This is a genomic window from Maribellus luteus (assembly GCF_003576475.1).
Classification (GTDB): domain Bacteria; phylum Bacteroidota; class Bacteroidia; order Bacteroidales; family Prolixibacteraceae; genus Draconibacterium; species Draconibacterium luteum.
Map to the genome: position 1 here is coordinate 271,937 of NZ_QWGR01000003.1, position 19,559 is coordinate 291,495.

The following is a 19,559-nucleotide window of genomic DNA, read 5'->3' on the forward strand; positions in this document are numbered from 1 at the left end:
ATTAAACCCGTTTTGTTCTTTTCAGGTGATGGTCTGAGCCTTTTTGACTGATCGGAATCTCGATGTAAAAGGTGGTTCCTTTTCCGATTTCTGTTTCAAACCATATCTTTCCTGAGAAATTTTCTACAATGTTCTTTACAATGGCCAGGCCCAGCCCCATACCACTTGTCTTGGTAGTAAAACTTGGGGTAAAAAGCTTGTGCCGGAGTTCGACCGGGATACCTGCACCGTTATCCGTGATAGCTATCACAGCCATATCTTCCCTCCGGGTAAGCTCCATGCTTATTTTCCCTTTCCGGTTATCGGGAATGGATTGTATAGCATTTCGGATGAGGTTAATAATCGCCCGCGACAACTGTTCCTTATCGGCATTCACTTCAATATAATCGTATCCGTTGGTATGGAAAACAATCTCTGCCTGGTTGTAGGTTTCATACAGATCAATCATCTTCTGCAACTGCTCGGCCAGTTTGAATACCTGGTTGCTCGCCGTCGGAATCTTCGCAAAATTGGAGAACTCGGTAGCAATATTCGAGAGGTTATCAATTTGCTCAATCAATATGCTGGTTACACGGTCGAGGTGTTTGTTGTAGTCTTCGTCTTTCCCTTTCGCCCGTTGCAAATACTGGATGTTCAGCTTCATCGGGGTAAGCGGGTTCTTTATCTCGTGTGCAATTTGCTTGGCCATTTCGCGCCACGCCGACTCGCGTTCCGAACGGGCAAGCAACTCGGCACTGATGGCCAGGTCATCCACCTTTTTGTTGTATTCTTTCACCAGGCTGCCAATTTCATCCTGACGGCTGTACGATATTGGTTCGTTTCGTTTCCCCAACTGCATTTTCTGCAGGTTTTCCTGGATCAGAACCAGCGGCCTTGTAATCTGATTTGCAATAAATACAGCGGCAATAATACTGGCCAAGAACAGCAGTACGTACAAATTGATAAAGGCCACGATGTAAGTGGAAATTTCCTGACTGTAGGAATCCTGCTTGATGAAATAAGGCAGGTTTATAAAGCCAAGGTAATCGTTCCAGTCGTTTAACAACGGACGATAGGCTGACAAATACGAGAGTGTCCCAATGGTTTCGGGCTGGAAATAGCTGATCTTGAAATTATAGAACACTTCGTAATAGGCCCTCGAGTTTATTCGTGGCGACACCAGGCCCCGTTCAAAAATCTCGGCACGTGACGAGGCTACCAACCGTCCGTTTGTTCCGTAAATATTAATATCGGTCCGGAAAATATTGGACAATTTGATCAACTCGCTTTGCAACATCAACGCCAGTTCAGGGGTAATGGCACGTTGATTCGTCAGGCGCATGTCAATCTCTTCGGCGATCGATTTCATTTTCTCGTTAAGATCGTCGCTGTGTTTTGTTTTGAACTGCTTTACATTGTAAAAGATGGTTACCAGGGCTACCACCAGCAACGAAACAAATACAATGGAAATGATCGCCGCCTGTATTTTAAATTTCAGGTTAAAACTAAACCGGCGTTCGCGAAGTGTGTTGTTGCCAACCACCAGGATAAACAGCAACAAAAGGAAATAAAACACAAACAAATACGGGAAAGCAATCAGGTAGTCGATAAAAGTCAGGAGTTCGCGGGTAACCACCACGTAATTGTTTTCCTGGGTATGAAAAACAAGGTGTTCGTACTTATCCTGTCTGATAAACGAAAACTCATCTTCAGAAGTCAGGTAAACATGCCCGTAATAATTGTAATTGTATTCGCCCGACTTATCCGTCAGTTCGCCTCCGTAATATTTTGCATACGAGAATTTCCTGTAAACATTCGACAGCACCATCGATTTATTGATCAGCAACTCGGGAAAACCAATGCCCTCAAACAAAATATCTGAATCCAGGTCAATGAATATTTCCACCCCAACGCCTTTGCCCAGATTGTACCTGAAACGCCCTGTATAAGACACCCGCCCGTTCATGTTGTCCATAAAATAGAAATCGGTTCCCGGAATCTCGACGCCCTGATTTTCGATCAGTTCATCCATAAAGCTGGTACACTTTACCATAACATCATCGGGCTGCGTAATTAACTGGGTAGTATCGTTACACACATAAATATTTAGCAGGTATTTCCGGAAATAAGTGTTGAAATATGATTTTTCGATGTATTCGGCTACATCTTCTCCCTGGAGCAAAAGACTCTGTATCGCACGGTCTTCTTTTATCCGTGACTGAATTTCGGCCAAAAAGACCTCGGCGGCAGGATCGCGTTCAGTTACCAGCTTTACTGCCAGCCATTTCTGTTGCCCCTTTTCTTTGTTGCTGATCGTCTGATTAATTACCATCAGTGAATACACCGAAACCAGCGACACAAATACAATCAGGTAACTCAGGGTAAAGGTTTCCAGGTATCTTGCGCTTAACAAACTGGCGAGCATGGTACTGGCTACAAAAAGTATCAGCACGTAATAATACACCTGCCCAACCGCCAGCCACTGCACTCCGGACAGAAACAAAGCAATGATCAGCGAAAAAAGAAACAATTGCCTCAGCGGCATCCTGGTTCTGGCTTCGTCCACAATGCGTATGATAAAGAAAGTGATCCCCAGCAGCAACAAACCCACCGAGAAGATCCCCAGCACACTCTGAAACGAAATTCCGGTAATTTTATTCAACGCAAACGAAATGGTGGAGTTATTGATCAGCTCACCGATCAGGTAGTGAACCATCAGGTAAAGCGATCCGGCAAACAACAGCAACAAACTGATTATCCCTTTTTCTGAAAGCGCTGAATTCTCTTTTAATTCCTTCAACCTGAGGTCGAGTGCAAAATTGTAAATCCAGAAAAGAAAAAATACCGCCAGTAAAAAATAATCGCCGAGCGACGGTAACCAGTAATTAATGGCAAAAAAATCGGGCCCAAAAAACTTCAGGTGATAAAACACTTTGGGAACCCGAAATAAAAGATGTATCCAATATACAACAAAGAGGGCACCTGCCAGGGCACAAAGTTTCAGCACAATCGAAGCTTTTGTGGCAATAAACTCCCGCCTGAAATAAATAAGCAAAACGATCAGCCCCAATAAATAAATAAATCCGGGCGCATACAGCTGGTTGGTGGTACAAAGATATTTTCCGTAGGGCCACAACGAGAACAGAAAATTACCTTCGCAGTCGTACAGCACATAGGCATCGTCGTTTCGTTGCTCGTCAATGATATAGTCGCTCGGGATCTTGTAACTGCTGTAAAAGTTGTTTTGAAGGTACTTGTTTTCGAAGGTGTAGTTGTTTTTGATCAGCTGCAAACCGTAAATCCGGTAGTCGTTAACGATCATTGTATCAAGCAGGTAATAACCGTTGGGCAGCTCTGCAAAACCCGCCTTTTTATTGATCAACTCATCCGGTTTGTCGTAAAAGGCAATCGAACGGTCGGACCAAAAAACAAGATTTGAATTCTGATACACCAAAAATCCAAAACCCGTTTCGCGGATATTGGTTTCCTTTTGCTGAAAAAACTCGTCCACCACTTCTTCAAACTCCAGCGTAGCCAGTTTTTCACCCAAATTATGAACGCGGTCTTTTAGCTCTTTTTCGTTTTCAATAAGCTTATCCTGAAATTCCTGAATAAGAGCAGTTTCGGGATGTCGTTTCAACAAACCGTTTTCAAGAACCGCAGCTGTAATCAGAATAAAGATTGCGACAAAAAGGTAGGTGTATTTATTCAGTTTCCACATTTTAATCGTGATGGTATGGTTCGCCCTTTAAAATGGTAAATGCCCTGTAAATTTGCTCCACACACAAAAGTCGCACCATTTGATGCGAAAATGTAAGCTTCGACAAAGAAATTTTTGAGCTTGCCTTTTCATACACCTCATCCGAAAAACCGTAAGGCCCTCCTATTACCAAAATAAGCTCTTTTACACTGCTTAACATTTTCTGTTCCAGCAATTGGGCAAAGTCTCTGGAAGAATAGGATTTTCCTCCCTCATCAAACAAATGTAACTCTTTGCCCGCCCCCAACCTGGACAAAATAAGCTCGCCTTCTTTTTGCTTTTGAAGGTCTGTCGTCAGGTTTCTGGCTTTTTTAATATCCGGGATTACATCTATTTCAAAAGGAATGTAATGTTTTAGCCGTTTTAGATAAATATCAATTCCTTCGCGCAAATAAGCTGCATCCGTTTTACCAATAACCAACAGGGTAATCTTCATTGTTCCAATACATTTGCCGGGATAAAGCTTCCGAAGTTGCATCAAATTGAGCAAATCTTATGCAATAACTAAGCTCTGTAAACTCCCACTTGACATATAATTTTATAAATTTACAGTAAAAATAAGGGTATAATCCTGTTTTTGCATAGTTTTTGTAAGATTGCAACGCGAATGCAATATAAAAATTAGAACGAGATGCAGTTAACAAAAAAAATATCATTGATAATCACTCTTTTTCTTTCAATACTGACGCTAACTTCCACGGCTCAGGTACCCAACGATATCATAAAAAGTTTTGACACCGGCGATTCAAAACTCCTTTCCGGCTTTTTTAACCCGAATGTTGAGCTGGTAGTTCTGGACAACGACAATGTTTACAGTAAATCGCAGGCCGAACAGATTGTTGCCAGTTTCTTTAATAGTTTTCCCCCGGTCATGGAAAATGCATTTACAGTGATCCACAACAGTGGAAAAGAAGGAGCTAAATCCGTTATCGGGAAACTTCAAACCACAAAGGGAAACTTCAGGGTTTATTTTCTGTTGAAAAAAACGGATGCAAAAGAATACATTCACCAGTTACGAATTGAAAAACAATAATCCCACCGTTGTATGGGAACAAACCAAACTTTTGAACGGGTAAAAAAGTTAGGAGAGAACATTGTTGAACGCGCAAAAAAGATCTCACTTCCTTTGTTTGACGATGTTCCCTTGTACGATGTGGCACTGTTTTTCTGGAGAAGCATTGTTGACGGCTCAATAACAACCCGTGCATCAGCCATCGCATTTTCTTTCTTTGTTGCCCTCTTCCCTTTTATAATCTTCCTATTTACACTTATCCCTTATATAAAAATACCTAATTTTCAGGACGAACTATTTCTTTTTATAAAGCAGATTGTTCCTTCGAGTACCTTCACTACAATAGAAAAAACTTTAATTGAGATAATCACCATTCCAAGGAATGACAGACTTTGGCTAAACTTTTTAGCAGCCTTGTTTTTCGCGACCAACGGGCTCGCAGCTATGATGAGCGCTTTTGATGCCACCATTCACAGCATCCAGCGACGATCGTGGTGGAGCCAGCGGGTTACCGCCATTTACATGTTAATTATTTTATCAGTATTACTAACCGTTGCGATTGCCTTGTTAACCGGCGGGCAGGAATTCATTAAATACCTCGACCGCATAAACATTATCCGCGACGACTTTCTGGTGGTGTTACTAACCATCAGTAAATGGATTATTACGGTCTCGTTGTTCTTTTTTGCTTACTCGTTTTTATACTACATGGCACCCGCAAAAAAAACCAAATGGAGGTTTATCTCTGCCGGAGGTACATTAACAACCGTTTTAAGCATATTGGGGCTGATTGGTTTTACTTATTACATCAATAACTTCAGCCAGTACAACGCACTGTACGGATCAATTGGCACACTGCTGATCATTTTATTACTAATGTACATGATGTCGCTTATCTTGCTGATCGGGTTCGAGCTAAACGCCAGTATTTACCAGGCACGTTCTGCATTAGAAGAATAGGATTACTTTATCAGTTATCCAAAACTCTGAACACTAAACTCTGAACTACTTTCTCCCCTGCTTAAACAACAGCTCCTTTTCTTCTTTGGTGAGGCTATCGTAACCCGATTTACCGATTTTATCCAGAATCCGGTTGATTTCCTCCTGTTTCAGATGTTGTTGATGTGCGTATTCATGGTCGTTTCGGGGTGGCTGTTTGTACGTTACTTTCATTCGGCTTTTGGGTTTAAAAGAACCTTTTAGAAATTCAGCCAAACGATCAATCAAATCAACCAAACCTGCTCCCCAATCTTTTCCGCGGCGCAGCTGGGAAATGTAAAACCAGCCCCAAAAGGCACCTCCCAAATGGGCAATGTTTCCCCCGGGATTGGAGGTTGAAATTCCTATTACTGAAAGCAAGACATAAAATGCAGCCACATATTTTAAAGGGAACTTACCAATAAAAAACAAGTAAATCTCCCGGTTCGGATCGTAAAAAGAAACGGCTACCAAAACTGCCATAATGGATGCCGAAGCCCCCAGCAACAGTCCGTAAACAGAGTCGAATGCAGGAAACACATTGTAGGCCACAATATAAAAAGCAGCCCCCATAAGTCCTCCCAGCAAATACACACTCAGTAATTTGCTTCCTTCAAAATGATAAAGAAACAACTGCCCAAACCAGTACAATCCTAGTATGTTAAATATCAGATGAAGAAAACCCGCGTGCAAAAACATATAAGTTAACGGGGTCCAGGGCCGGTGCAGCAACTCACTGGTTACGGAAGGAACCGCCAGCCAGTCGACAAGTGAAAAAGGTTGTCCGGCGAGGTAAAACACAACCCCGATAATTTTTAACACCAGGAAAACCCCGATATTGATGTAGATCAGCCGGGTTAATACCGATCCTTCTTTAAACGTTCGTTTTATGTCGCCCCAAATGTCCACTTCGTATTTTCGCTTTTAATAAAAATGCCTCGAATTCTTGTTCCAGTGCCGGATCATAAAATACCCGAACAACATACCTCCCAGGTGCGCAAAGTGAGCCACATTACTTCCGGGTTGTGAAATACCCAGAATCAACTCAAGTACTCCGTAACCAATCACAAAATACTTTGCTTTGATCGGGATGGGCGGAAAAAGCAGCATCAACTCGGTATTGGGGAACAGCATTCCAAAGCCCAGCAAAATTCCAAACACAGCTCCCGACGCACCCACAGTTGGCGTATTCAAAATCATTGTCAGCTTTTCAGAAAGAGTATTCGGAATGTACTTGCCCTGCATTGCCAGGTCTTTAAAATAATCGAGCTGTTCGGGAGCGATTTTTGAAACCACCGACTGGTACTCAAGATAATTTACAAAAGTATGCAAGGCTGCCGCTCCCAGGCCTGTTACCAGGTAAAAGGTAAGAAACCGTTTGGGTCCCCAAACACTTTCCAACACACGCCCAAACATATACAAGGCAAACATATTGAAGAAAATATGCCCGATGCTTCCGTGCATAAACATGTGCGTAAACAACTGGTGTAGCCTGAAATGATCGGATGCGGGAAAATACAAACCCAGGTATTTGTACAAATCAATGCCGGCTTGCTCGAGCACCACCGTCATAAGAAAAAACAATGCGTTTACCAGGATTAGGTTTTTTACCACTGGTGGCATATTGAGTGCAGGTCTGTAATTCATATTCCAAAAGTTAGAAGTCGGAAGTTAGAAGTCGGAACAGAACCGTCTCAAAAACTACCGATTTTTTATTATAAAAACTAAACATTCATTTCAGGCTGGAAGTTTACAATAGCCGTTCCATTTTATCATTCGCTGAAAATAGCGACAATCTGTCATCTTAAAAAACCTTTTTCAATGTCTTCAAGAGGAATGATGTTCAGCACTTTCTTCCCGTCGGGGGTAAAATTTGGCGTGGAGCAGGCAAAAAGATTATCGATCAAATGATCCACTTCCTCCTGCTTCAGGTCGATTCCGTAATTCAGCGCCGAAGCTTTTGCCAGCGAAAGGGCAATCTGTTCTTTTGCCTTGGTGCGTGCATCTACCGGCGAATTTTTATATTCTTCCAGTAATTTTTCAACAATCAATTCCGGAGAGGTAACATCCAAAACCCCGGGAGTTCCGTTAATAACAAAGGTGTCCTTTCCAAATTCCCGGATATCAAATCCCAGCGACAGCAAATCTTCAAGAATCGATCTCAACACCGCAGCATCAGCCGGGTTCAGCTCAATGGTTTGCGGAAAAAGCTGTTGCTGGCTGGCCACCGAATCCGATTTCAGCACTTCCAAAAACTGCTCGAACAAAATACGTTCGTGAGCACGCCGCTGGTCAATCACCATTAATCCCGATTTCACCGGGGTAAGAATATAACGCTGTTTAAGTTGAAGCACTTTTTTGCCGGTAAAATGCTCGGCCCGCGCCTCCGAAAAGTCAACCGATTGTCTTACTGCAACCGGCTCGTTTTCTGTCTTTATTTTTAGTTGAACTCCTTCGTACAAATCTTCCCAGTTATCCAGGTTCTTCTTCTCGCGAAAAGTGGTGGTTGAAGAGGGCGTATAACTTCCTCCCGAATGCTGTTTGTCGGTATCAAACGGATTGTAATCGGGATTGATCTTGATATCGGGAAAGCGGATTCCTTCGGCGCTGCGTTTGGGCACCGGAATATCGATACTTCCGCTCTGGTCGAAATCGATGGACGGAACCACGTTGTGTTTTCCGAGCGATTCGCGTATGGCCGCATGAACAATCGGCCAGATGTCCCGTTCGTTCTCGAACTTAATTTCCGTCTTTGTCGGATGTACGTTGATATCGATACTTCCCGGATCCAGTTCCAGAAACAAGAAATATGAAGGGTACGAATCGGGCGGTAACAATTGCTCGTAGGCCTGCATTATTGCCTTATGAAAATAAGGGTGCCGCATAAACCTGCCGTTCACAAAAAAGAACTGCTCTCCCATTGTTTTCCGGGCAAATTTTGGTTGCCCGATAAACCCAAAGATCTTTACAATGCTGGTATCCTCGTCGACATTTACCAGACTCTGTGCCAGACTTTTCCCAAACACATCCACGATCCGCTTGCGGTAATTGGCCGCCGGGAGTTCGTAAACCGGTGTTCCGTTGTGGATGAGCGAAAAGCGGATTCCGGGATTGGGCAGCGCCACCCGCTGAACTTCCCAGATAATATGTTTTAATTCGGTTGAATTGGCTTTCAAAAATTTCCGGCGGGCCGGAACATTGAAAAACAGGTTTTTGATCAGAAAATTTGTGCCATTGTTTACGCCGGCCGGTTCCTGGGTTTTTACTTCGGAACCAATAATATGGATAAACGTTCCCAGTTCATCTTCCACTTTTTTGGTGCGCAGCTCCACATCGGCAATGGCCGCAATCGAAGCCAGCGCTTCGCCCCTGAATCCCATGGTGCGAATACAAAAAAGATCGTTGGCATTTTTTATTTTCGAGGTAGCATGCCGCTCAAAAGCCATGCGGGCGTCGGTGGGCGACATGCCACATCCGTTGTCACTGATCTGAATCAGGGTTTTTCCTGCATCTTTTATGTTGATGGTAATTTCGGTGGCCCCGGCATCGAGTGCATTTTCTACCAATTCTTTCACCACTGATGCCGGACGTTGAATGACTTCGCCCGCAGCTATCTGGTTGGCAACTGCATCAGGTAATAACTGGATGATATCGCTCAAAGTAAGATTTTTATTCGATTAAAAATGAGTAGTATAACAAGTTGATTAGCCTAAAAAGTCAGAATAAAAAAACAGGTAAAGAACCAGTGCAAGAATCAGAAAGATCCAGATCAACCGGCGGCTTTGCGACCTGCGCGCATCTTCCGAGGTGCGCGAAAGTCCTCCCTGCGAACGGAACTGCCCCTTAACGTTTGGACGATAAGGTCTTCCGTCATCTACTTTTTCATCCACAATTCCCATTTCCTCCTTTATCCTGCGTTCGCGTTCATCCCGAGCTTCCTTGTCAGGATCCCAAAAACGTGGAGTAATTCCGAACTTCTTCGTTCCGGGTGTATGAAAAAATCTGCCAATCATTGTCTTAGAATTTATGTACAAAGATAACCTTTATTCCGCAAAAATTATTCCATTGGTCCCACCTGATCCTGAAAGAAAACCGGATAAAATGCATCAAAGCGACTTCTCAAGTATCCAGGTTAACTGTTCGTCGGTTAACTCTAGCGGATTCCCTTTCATGCTGCTGGCGGCTTTTGCTTTTTGCACCAATCCCGGGAAATCGTCCGGAGTAAGGCCAAATGCTGCCAGTGACGGAACATTTAATTCTGTGATCAGATTTTCGGCCCAAACCACGGCATCTTCTGCCTTTGCCAGTTCACTACCGGTAAGGATCCGGGCCAGTTCGTCGTATTTCGCAACACTGTGTCCTTTTTCTTTCAATGCCTCAATGTTCGTTTCCATTACCGCGGCCATCAGGCTGGCACAAACCGTACCATGCGGGATCGGGAATAACCCGCCCATTGGCGCGGCAAAACCATGAACTGCCCCCAGTTTTACATTCGCCAATGCCATTCCACCCAGCAAACTTGCCATCGACATGTCGGCTCTGGCAGCCTCATCGTTCCCGTTTTTACAGGCTTTTGCCAGGGACCTTGCAATGCGCTGCATTCCTTCCCGGCAAATCATATCATTAAACGGATTGGCCTGATTCGAAACAAAGGTTTCCATCAGGTGCGTAAAGGCATCGAGGCCGGTGCTCGCAGTCAGAGCCGACGACATGGAGTAAGTCAGTGTCGGGTCGACCACCGCCACGTCGGGATACATAAAATTACTCCGAAGACTCACCTTCACACTGTTTTCAGGTGATTTGATGACCGAATTTTTAGTGACTTCGGCCCCCGTCCCCGATGTGGTCGGAATCGCAATACATGGCAACGATTTCTGAGTCAAGGCTTTTCCATGCCCGATCACCTCCAGATATTCCATCAAATCTCCCGGATTGGTGGCCATTGCCGCAATGGCTTTTCCGGCATCCATCACACTTCCGCCCCCCAAAGCAAGCACCACCTCACACTTTGTACTGCGAGCCAGTTCTGTACCTTTGTTTATCTGGTGGGTAGTAGGCTCCGATTCAACCGAAAAGAAAAAAACCTCTGTACCAGGCACAAGCTTTTCTGACAAAGCTATTGCCCGTTCCGGGTTCTTTCCCGTAACAATCAACACTTTCGTACCATATCCCGAAATCAAGTCCGGAACCTTGTTTACGGCATGATTGCCAAAGACAACCTGTGACGCCGTTGCAAATGAAAAACTAAATGACATACAAAAAATTTACTTCCGGAGATCCAGCTGTTCGGACTATTGTAAATTACTCCCAGCTTTCGTCTTCCGGAAAAACATTATAAAATACAGAGGATGTGCGTGGTTCGGCCATCATGTCTGAAACGGTTTCGCGCCATCGCTGATAATGTTCCGTCATTTTATGCCGTGCCGGATCCTCGTAGTGCCGGTAAACTTCCACGAGAACAAAGCGGGTCGGGTCGTCTTGTTGTTGCACAATATCGAAGCGTGCAACCCCCGGCTCCAAAAGACTGTTCTTTGCATTCTCGATAGTAGCCTCCATAAAATCCTCTACATAATCCTTTTTTACATGAACAAAAACATGAACGATGTACATAACTTTGCTTTTTTATTTTCAGACACTTGAACACCCAACGCACAATCATCGGGCTCTACAAAATTGGAAAATATTTCCTGAAACACTCAACCTTTTCAAACATAATTTAATAGAAAGAATTCGCGCTCAAAACGACTGATTACAACCACTTTTTACGTTTGAAATAATAGAGCAAACCACCTGCCAGCAATAGGATTATTCCCCAAAGAATGGGGTAAGAATATTTGTAATCGAGCTCGGGCATGTACCTGAAATTCATTCCGTAAATGCCGGCAACAAAAGTCAGCGGAATGAAGATGGAAGCAAAAATGGTGAGTGTTTTCATCACTTCGTTCATTTTGTTGCTCATATTGGAGTTGTAGATATTGAGCTGATCCGAAACCAGACTGTTGTATAGCTCGATGGCATCGGTACATTGCACCGCCAGTTCGTACAAGTCGGCCAGAAATTTCCGGTTCTTCTCCTGAATATAGGAGTCTTCCGTACGATTGAGAAGGACCAGAAAATCGCGGACCGGCCGGATTGATTTGCGCAGGTAATTCAATTCGGTTTTGAACTGATAGATCTCTTCCACAATTTTTGTATCCATTTGCCGGAACAGCCGGTCTTCAAGGTCTTCCACCTTTGTTCCGATGCTTTCAATCAGGATGGTATAATTATCAACAATTGTATCCATTAGTGCATACGCGAGGTAATCATTCCCATGGCTACGAATCCGGCCTTTGTTTTTCCGAATCCGCTCGCGCACCGGGTTAAACACATCTCCCCTCCGCTCCTGCAAAGTAATGATACAGTCTTTCCGAAGAATGATGGTGATTTGCTCGGCATGAATCCGGTTTGAGTTCCCGACCTGGTGCATCATTTTCATGATAAAAGCATCGTAAGTCTCCCCGTTTTCGTATTTCGGCTGCTGGTCGGTATTCAGAATATCTTCAAGCAAAAGCCCCGGAAGTTCAAACTCCGAGCCCAGGTTTTGAATCATATCCAGGTCGTGTATCCCGTATATATTGATCCAGTTTACAGCCTCCGGGTTTAGTTTCTCCAGTGCTTCGCGGGTGCTGCCCACTTCTTCTTCCACCAAACTATCCGTATCAATCTGCATGAATTGTATGATGGACTTCTCCATCTTTTGCTTACCGATCAGCACCAGCGAACCCGGTACCAATCCCTTTGCCTTTGAACGGTCTTTTAAAAATCGTGCCATTACCTGAATGTTTCCCTAAAGATACTATTTAAAGAAGTTAATACAATTTACCCCTTAACACCTGCTAACAAAAAAACTCCATTCGAAACGCATTGTTCAAATGGAGCTTTGTATCTTTCTTTGAAGGTTCTATTCCTATTTTTGGCGGAAAAAGATCTGAATCGGTACGCCGGTAAAGTTAAAATTATCGCGCAACTGATTCTCGATATAGCGTTTGTAGGGTTCGCGAATGTACTGCGGCAGGTTGGCAAACAAGGCAAACGTTGGCGTTGGCGATGGCAACTGCGTACAATACTTAATTTTGACAAACTTACCTTTTACAGCGGGTGGCCCGTAATTTTCGACAGCGCCCAGCAATACTTCGTTCAATTCCGAAGTTTTGATACGCTGCTTCCGGTTTTCGTACACTTCCATGGCTGTTTCGAGCGCTTTGTGCACACGCTGCTTGGTAAGTGCCGAAATAAAAATGATCGGAACATCGGTAAACGGGGCAAAACGTTCCTGGATTTGTTCGGCAAACTTTTTGGTTGAATGCGTATCCTTCTCAATCAAATCCCACTTGTTTACCAGCACCACAACCCCTTTTTTATTGCGAACAATCAGGTTGAAAATATTCACATCCTGAGCCTCCACTCCACGGGTGGCATCAAGAATCAGCAAACACACATCCGAGCTTTCGATGGTGCGAACCGAGCGCAACACCGAGTAAAACTCAAGATCTTCATTCACTTTTCCCTTCTTCCGCAACCCGGCGGTATCGACGATCATAAAATCGTGCCCAAATTTATTGTAGCGGGTATGAATGGAATCGCGGGTAGTCCCGGCCACATCGGTCACAATGTTGCGGTTTTCCCCGGTCAATGCATTGATAAAAGATGATTTCCCCACATTCGGCCTTCCAACCACCGACAAGTGAGGTAACTCATGCTCCTCATCCGCATCCGATGTTTTGGGAAGTTTATCCACCAGTACATCAAGCATATCGCCTGTACCACTGCCGGTCATGGATGAAATACAAAAGATCTCACCCAAACCCAAACCATAAAATTCCTGTGCATCGAGGATACGCTGGTTGTTGTCCACTTTGTTAACCACCAGCACTACTTCTTTTTTACTTCTGCGAAGGATGTTTGCGACGGCGTCATCAAGATCGGTTATCCCGGATTCAACATCAACTACAAACATTATCACGTCCGCCTCATCAATCGCCAGGTGCACCTGTTTGTTGATCTCCGCTTCAAACACATCATCCGAATTTACCACGTAACCACCTGTATCGATTACCGAAAATTCAACGCCGTTCCACTGGCTTTTCCCATAATTCCGGTCGCGGGTTACACCGGCCGTCTCATCCACGATGGCTTTACGCTGTTCAATCAAACGGTTAAAAAGCGTGGATTTTCCAACGTTGGGTCTTCCTACAATTGCTGCTATTTTGCTGCTCATTTCTTTCTTCTTTGTTTAAGGACCAAAGTCCGGTGTTTCCTGTTATTGCCTAACAAGAAATTCTCATTACTCACTACTAAATACTCACTACTAAAATCAATACGCGTCGTAGCCAAATTTCTTCAGCTGACGGTCTGTTTCCCGCCAGTCCCTGGCCACTTTCACATACAATTCGAGGAATATTTTTTTATCGAAAAACTCTTCGGCATCTGCACGCGCTTCAGAGCCCACTCTTTTAATCATTTTCCCTTGGTGTCCGATAATGATTCCTTTCTGGCTGTCGCGCGAAACATAAATCACTGCTCTTATATTGATCAGTTTTTCCGTTTCCTTGAAGTCTTCCACTTCCACTTCCACCGAATAAGGAATTTCCTTTTGGTAGTTCAGCAAAATCTTTTCGCGGATAATTTCCTGTATAAAAAAGCGTTCGTTCCGGTCTGTCAGTTCATCTTTCGGGAAGAATGGCGGACTTTCGGGTAACAATTCCAGGATACGGTCGAAAATCGGCGCAATGTTAAATTTTTCGAGCGCCGAAATTGGAAAAACATCCGCGCCCGGAAAAACAGTTCTCCAGTAATCATATAGTTTCAACACTTCCTCCTGGTTCGACAAATCGATTTTGTTGATCAATACAATCACCGGCATATTCGACTTGCGTACCTTTTCAATGTACTCCGGATTCTTGTCACTCTTTTCCTTTACATCGGTTACAAACAGAATCACATCCGCGTCGATCAACGCCGAATCAACAAATTTCATCATCGATTCCTGTAGTTTGTAACTGGGCTTCAGAATACCGGGTGTGTCCGAGTAAACGATCTGGAATTCATCGCCACTAACAATGCCTTTGATGCGGTGGCGGGTGGTTTGCATTTTTTGGGTGATAATGGAGAGTTTTTCTCCAACGAGTGCGTTCATGATGGTGGATTTCCCCACGTTGGGATTTCCAACAATGTTCACAAAGCCTGCTTTATGTGCCATTATTTCAAATTTTAGGTGATCCTTCCCTCCCGGGAATTCTAAATAAATTACTAAAAATCAGCGCAAAGATAATTGTTTTGGCGAATAATACGAATACTGAATTCCACTTTCATTTTTTTGTTAAAAATCTGATAATACTCCTCGTTTTAAGCAAGTTAAAATATAGGAAAAGTGCCCTGTTTTTCTTATATTAAAGAATACGGGTTCCATTTCAAAAAAACAAAGCCATGACAACTTCAGCAAATCTGGATAATATCGCCATCACCGTTCACGCCCATCGCCTGCTCCGAACACTGTTAAACGAAAATCCTGTACTGGAAAAGATTTTGCTAACTGCCGCCACACGCGAAGAAGCGCTAACTGCGGTTCGCAACTGGGTTTTGCCCAAACTAAAAAGAAACAGTGCGGCCGAGCGCTTCTACTACAGCCCGAAAACCAATCCGGAATTGTATGAATTGTTGAACTGGGAAGATTTTGCAACCATACGTATTCTGGACTATGTCGACCATGCGGGAGAACAATACGTCGACCAGAATATTCACGGCGAAATGGCGGTAAGCAACCCGATAAAAATGCTGTGGATGGCCACCAACTTTGGAATTGGCGGTGCCAAACCCGGCTTCTTTATGGACATGCTGCAGCTGTTCCGGCAACTAAACGGCTCTTTACCGCGCGACCTGCCCAAAAAGAAAGAAGTGTTAGCGTGGATGAAGAAATATCCTTCAGGAATTGACAGTAACATCATTGAACTGCGAAAAAAGAACAAGGAACGGATCATCAACATTCTGCTGAAAAAAATTGATACGGGTGAAATCACCAGCCCAACGTACAACTTTGGAACAGAAATGACACTCAAACAAAAACGGGAAAAGATGGAAGAATGGTGGAACGAAAGTCATTTTCACCTAAAATTTGCCGTACGCTCGCCCGACTTGCTAAACGAGATGCTCGATTATTCGCTTGATCCGGATACCATGAAAATTTTATACGAGGCGCGCGAAAAAGGAATTCCGTTTTTTGTGAACCCCTATTACCTGTCGCTGCTTAATGTTCAAACACCTGAATTTGCTGTCGGCGGCGATCTGGCCATTCGTTGCTACGTGGTTTACAGCCAGCAGCTGGTCGAAGAATTTGGTGAAATTGTAGCCTGGGAGAAGGAAGACAAAACGGAGCCCGGAAAACCCAACGCTGCAGGCTGGATTCTTCCTTCGCACAACATTCACCGGAGATACCCCGAAGTAGCCATTTTTATCCCCGACACCGTCGGCCGTGCCTGCGGAGGATTGTGCGCCAGCTGTCAGCGTATGTTTGACTTTCAGCGGGGACGCCTGAATTTTAACCTGGACAAACTTAAGCCGGATGAAAGCTGGAGTGAACGACTGCCCAGATTGCTGGATTATTTCAAAGACGACTCCCAGTTACGTGATATCCTGCTTACCGGCGGCGATGCGTTGATGAGCCACGACAACAGCCTTCGTCAGATGTTGGATGAAATCTACCAAATGGCTTTAAGGAAGATAAACGAAAACAAGAAGCGACCTGAACATGAAAAATATGCAGAAATCTTACGAATCAGAATTGGCACGCGCCTGCCGGTTTATCTGCCGCAACGAATAACACCCGAACTGGGACAGATCCTTGAAGGCTTCAGAATCAAAGCCTCCAAAATTGGCATTCAACAATTTGTCATTCAAACCCACTTCGAATCTCCGATGGAAGTAACTCCCGAAGCCCGAAGAGCTGTCCAGGTATTTTTAAATGCAGGGTGGGCCGTTACCAACCAGCTTGTTTTTACCACAGCAGCCTCACGTCGCGGACACACGGCCAAACTTCGGAAAGTACTGAACGACATCGGCGTTTTAACGTATTACACTTTTACAGTGAAAGGCTTCAAGGAAAACACGGCCAGTTTTGCCCCTAATTCGCGATCGGTACAGGAAGCCATGGAAGAGAAAGTAATCGGAAAAATACCGGGGGTGGAAATGGATTTTGCACAATCGCTGATGCTCGATTCAAAAACGATCAAAAGCAAGATAGCCCGCTTAAGAGATGAGTATGACCTCCCGTTTTTAGCTACCGACAGAAACATCCTCAATCTCCCCGGAGTAGGGAAAAGCCTAACGTTCAGAACCATTGGCATTACCCGCTATGGCAGACGAATCCTGGAATTTGATCACGATCGAACCCGAAATCACAGCCCGATAATCAACACCATGGGCAAAGTAATCGTTATCGAATCAAAATCGATAGCGGAATACCTCAATCAACTGGAAGAAATGGGAGAAGACCGCGACGATTACCGGCGGATTTTCGGTTATTCGATTGGGCAAACCGAAGCACGGATGCCCATGTACGAATATCCCGAATATGAATATGAAGTCACCAAAGAATTTACAAGCCTGGAAATTTGATCTAGTTGGTGTCAAAATCCTCCATTAACTCAGCACTGAGTGTGCCCGAAGCAATCTCACGCACTTCACCGGTCATGCGGATTTCCCAATCCTCATCGATTTCGATCCGAAGATTTCCTCCCGGCATTTTGATGGTCAGGTTTCTTTCGGTCAGCCCGCGTTTGATAACCGTTGCAGCCACCGCACACGACGAACTTCCGGAAGCCAGCGTCCAGCCGGCGCCCCGTTCCCAAATCATGGCTTCCACTTCGGTCGGCGAAATAACCTTTGCAAACTGCACATTGATACGGTTCGGAAACATCGGGTGATTCTCAATGTCAGAGCCATAACTTTTTACTTCTGCTTCATCCAACTCATCAACCAATATTACACAATGCGGGTTACCCACCGAAACACAGTTAATTTTAAACGACTGGTCGTGCAAATGCAAGGGTTTGTCGATGCATTCAGCAGCCTCAATGTTCACCGGAACTTTCGCTGATTCAAAAATGGCTTTACCCATGTCCACCTTAATCGTGTGAGCTTTGCCTTTGCGTTCTTCCACAATCTCGGCAGTAACCACTCCGCCAAGGGTTTCAATGGTAAATACTTTTTCGGCAGTGTGTCCGTGGTCATACAGAAACTTCGAAAAAATCCGCAGGCCGTTCCCACTTTTCTCCGCTTCCGATCCGTCAGGGTTTAAAATACGCAAACCAAAATCAGCTACTTCTGACGGCACTTTCAACAGAATTCCGTCGGAGCCAATTCCAAAGTGCACATCACAGATGCGGACGATAGCTTTTTTAGTCAATTCAAAAGTGATCGTATCCTGTTCAAGTACAATGTAGTCGTTCCCTAATCCGTGTGATTTAATATAGAAGTTTTGCATAATGATAGTCTTTACTGACAAAAGTACCAATCCAAACCGAATTCGGTGATTTCAGAACGAAATCTTTTGAAAACAGACATCCATTTCGTAATTTTACGACACGCAATTATACGACACGCAAAATGACGAAATCAAAAGGAACAGAATCTGACAACCCGTTCAAATACGGAAGTGTAGTTAGCCGCGAAGCATTCTGCAACAGAAAAGAAGAAATTCAGCAACTAAAACAGTACATGCAAAACAGTCAGTCGGTTTGGTTGTTTTCACCTCGACGATATGGAAAAACTTCGTTAATAAAACGTGTCTTTAACGAATCAGTGTTGGTAAAAACACTGTATGTTGATCTGTACAATATAAAAAGCACGGATGATTTTTGTAAACGCTACGCCAAACTCATTGCTGATAGCCTGTTTGATTGGAAAGACAATATGAAAACACTGTCGGGAAAGTTGGTAGAGAGTTTTAAAGGATTAAAACCCTCGGTGACGTTCGACGAAAATGGCAACCCCTCATTTTCATTGCAAACGGAGACCATTCATCAACAGATTGATGTAGAAACCATCTTAAATATACCGGACAAAATCGGCAAAAAAAACAACCAAAAAATATGCATTGCATTTGATGAATTTCAGGAAATAAAACGCATCGATCCATTCCTGATCAACTGGATGCGATCGGCTTTTCAGTTTCACGAGAACGTAAGCTACATTTTTTTGGGAAGCAAACAATCAATGATGGAATCCATCTTTTCCGACAACAATTCACCTTTTTATGAATTTGGCACCAAAATGAACCTAAATCCAATTAGAAAAGAAGAATTGGAAATGTTTATTACCGATCGCTTCAAAAGCCGTGGAATTTACATCACGCAAAGTGTTGTCGATAAAATATTGGAAATATCGGGGGGCCACCCACATTATACTCAATTTTTCGCTTCCGAAGTGTTTTACTTACTGTTATCGGGACACGATCAGAACAACGAAACGTTTAACCATTTATGGCTGACAAAAATAATTAACGGGCAATCAGATATTTTCCAGAATATTTATGACCAACTCTCGAATATCCAGAGAAATGTATTGCAAACTCTTACAGTTATTGATGAAAACACAGAGCTATATTCTGTAAAAACAAGAGACAAATACCATCTACCTCCGAGTTCAACGCTCAACACTACCTTAAATAGCTTAATTAACAAAGATATTATAGCAAAGCAGGGACTTCAATATAAACTGGTAAATCCCATTTTCAAAGAATGGCTAAAGCGACTGGATGCACAATTGTAATTCCGGTTTTTCGTGATCCGCATT

16 protein-coding genes are annotated in these 19,559 nt (G+C 43.8%); 4 read left to right on the forward strand and 12 right to left on the reverse strand.

The features are described 5' to 3' along the window. Window position 1 precedes the first annotated feature (1 nt). Together D1614_RS06700 and rlmH are read right to left on the reverse strand one after the other, a co-directional pair. Window positions 2-3,700, reverse strand: a complete 3,699-nt coding sequence (locus tag D1614_RS06700) for a sensor histidine kinase (RefSeq protein WP_119437124.1) — start codon at window positions 3,698-3,700, stop codon at window positions 2-4. Window position 3,701: 1 nt separating this feature from the next. Beyond that, complete coding sequence (gene rlmH, locus D1614_RS06705; RefSeq protein ID WP_119437428.1) at window positions 3,702-4,175, reverse strand: 23S rRNA (pseudouridine(1915)-N(3))-methyltransferase RlmH; 474 nt, start codon at window positions 4,173-4,175, stop codon at window positions 3,702-3,704. Between the two features lie 195 nt (window positions 4,176-4,370). Between rlmH and D1614_RS06710 the strand changes: the two genes are divergently transcribed. Together D1614_RS06710 and D1614_RS06715 are read left to right on the forward strand one after the other, a co-directional pair. Beyond that, window positions 4,371-4,772 carry a DUF4783 domain-containing protein gene (locus tag D1614_RS06710; protein ID WP_119437125.1) on the forward strand — a complete coding sequence of 134 codons (402 nt, stop codon included), beginning with the start codon at window positions 4,371-4,373 and terminating at the stop codon, window positions 4,770-4,772. Between the two features lie 12 nt (window positions 4,773-4,784). Continuing rightward, window positions 4,785-5,711 carry a YihY/virulence factor BrkB family protein gene (locus D1614_RS06715; RefSeq protein ID WP_119437126.1) on the forward strand — a complete coding sequence of 309 codons (927 nt, stop codon included), beginning with the start codon at window positions 4,785-4,787 and terminating at the stop codon, window positions 5,709-5,711. Between the two features lie 45 nt (window positions 5,712-5,756). Here D1614_RS06715 and D1614_RS06720 read toward each other — a convergent pair whose 3' ends face one another. The 9 genes from D1614_RS06720 to era all read right to left on the reverse strand — a co-directional run bounded on the left by D1614_RS06720 (window position 5,757) and on the right by era (window position 14,970). Then, the gene (locus tag D1614_RS06720) at window positions 5,757-6,638 is read right to left on the reverse strand and encodes a rhomboid family protein (RefSeq protein ID WP_119437127.1); all 882 of its coding nucleotides are present in this window, start codon (window positions 6,636-6,638) and stop codon (window positions 5,757-5,759) included. Between the two features lie 15 nt (window positions 6,639-6,653). After that, on the reverse strand, window positions 6,654-7,376 hold the full coding sequence (locus tag D1614_RS06725; RefSeq protein WP_119437128.1) for a rhomboid family intramembrane serine protease: 723 nt from the start codon (window positions 7,374-7,376) through the stop codon (window positions 6,654-6,656). Window positions 7,377-7,528: 152 nt separating this feature from the next. After that, window positions 7,529-9,388, reverse strand: a complete 1,860-nt coding sequence (gene mutL / locus D1614_RS06730; protein ID WP_119437129.1) for a DNA mismatch repair endonuclease MutL — start codon at window positions 9,386-9,388, stop codon at window positions 7,529-7,531. Between the two features lie 45 nt (window positions 9,389-9,433). Then, the gene (locus tag D1614_RS06735) at window positions 9,434-9,742 is read right to left on the reverse strand and encodes a hypothetical protein (RefSeq protein ID WP_119437130.1); all 309 of its coding nucleotides are present in this window, start codon (window positions 9,740-9,742) and stop codon (window positions 9,434-9,436) included. A 93-nt stretch (window positions 9,743-9,835) separates the two neighbouring features. Beyond that, window positions 9,836-10,984: an iron-containing alcohol dehydrogenase gene (locus D1614_RS06740; protein WP_119437131.1), complete on the reverse strand. Its 1,149-nt coding sequence runs from the start codon at window positions 10,982-10,984 to the stop codon at window positions 9,836-9,838. 46 nt (window positions 10,985-11,030) lie between these two features. Continuing rightward, window positions 11,031-11,339, reverse strand: coding sequence for a putative quinol monooxygenase (locus D1614_RS06745; RefSeq protein ID WP_119437132.1), 309 nt, complete (start codon window positions 11,337-11,339; stop codon window positions 11,031-11,033). A 139-nt stretch (window positions 11,340-11,478) separates the two neighbouring features. After that, complete coding sequence (corA, locus tag D1614_RS06750) at window positions 11,479-12,543, reverse strand: magnesium/cobalt transporter CorA (RefSeq protein WP_119437133.1); 1,065 nt, start codon at window positions 12,541-12,543, stop codon at window positions 11,479-11,481. A gap of 135 nt (window positions 12,544-12,678) precedes the next feature. Continuing rightward, a complete protein-coding gene (gene der / locus D1614_RS06755; protein WP_119437134.1) occupies window positions 12,679-13,989 on the reverse strand; it encodes a ribosome biogenesis GTPase Der in 1,311 nt (436 codons plus the stop codon). Between the two features lie 96 nt (window positions 13,990-14,085). Next, window positions 14,086-14,970 (reverse strand): GTPase Era, encoded by an 885-nt coding sequence (gene era / locus D1614_RS06760; protein WP_119437135.1) that lies wholly within the window; start codon window positions 14,968-14,970, stop codon window positions 14,086-14,088. A gap of 227 nt (window positions 14,971-15,197) precedes the next feature. Here era and D1614_RS06765 point away from each other — a divergent pair, with 227 nt between their 5' ends. Continuing rightward, the gene (locus tag D1614_RS06765; protein ID WP_119437136.1) at window positions 15,198-17,381 is read left to right on the forward strand and encodes a KamA family radical SAM protein; all 2,184 of its coding nucleotides are present in this window, start codon (window positions 15,198-15,200) and stop codon (window positions 17,379-17,381) included. Window position 17,382: 1 nt separating this feature from the next. Here D1614_RS06765 and dapF read toward each other — a convergent pair whose 3' ends face one another. Then, complete coding sequence (gene dapF / locus D1614_RS06770; RefSeq protein WP_119437137.1) at window positions 17,383-18,249, reverse strand: diaminopimelate epimerase; 867 nt, start codon at window positions 18,247-18,249, stop codon at window positions 17,383-17,385. Window positions 18,250-18,371: 122 nt separating this feature from the next. Between dapF and D1614_RS06775 the strand changes: the two genes are divergently transcribed. Continuing rightward, entirely contained in the window at window positions 18,372-19,535 is a 1,164-nt protein-coding gene (locus D1614_RS06775) for an AAA family ATPase (RefSeq protein WP_119437138.1), read from the forward strand. Window positions 19,536-19,559: the final 24 nt, after the last annotated feature.